This is a genomic window from Mesorhizobium sp. WSM4808 (assembly GCF_055811675.1).
The window spans coordinates 1-368 of record NZ_JBVVQX010000081.1; the positions used below are offsets into that span (position 1 = coordinate 1).

Annotated in this window: 1 pseudogene; it reads right to left on the minus strand. The window is 67.9% G+C overall.

Annotated elements, in window-relative coordinates:
• A pseudogene (locus AC0L2U_RS34770) lies at nt 1-245 on the minus strand (chromosome partitioning protein ParB); the annotation flags it as partial.
• Nucleotides 246-368 lie beyond the last annotated feature (123 nt).

Consider the following 368-nt stretch of genomic DNA (forward strand, 5'->3'; position numbering starts at 1 on the left):
CCGGCGATCGCATGCGCCACCATCAGGCGAAGTGCTGCTGCCGGATGGTCGAGGAGCGCCAAGCGCACGGCGGCATGGCGATGCAGATCGACATAGTTCTGCATCGGTCCGGTGAGTTCGGGCCGCGACGGTTTGTCCGGGGTCCCGGCCTCTGCGGCCTCGCCAGTGGCGCGGGCGCGGCGGGCTTCCTTGCGCGATAGCCAGCCCTCGTGACACCCGACCTCGCCGCGATGCGAGACTGACATGAAGACCTTGCCCGCGGTCGGCAAAGAGCGCGAGCCAGTCCTTCTGCTGCGCCTTCGAGGCCATGGTGAGATGGCGCACCGTCTCGGCGTCGATTTCCTCGCGGCGATAGGCTTCGCGAATCC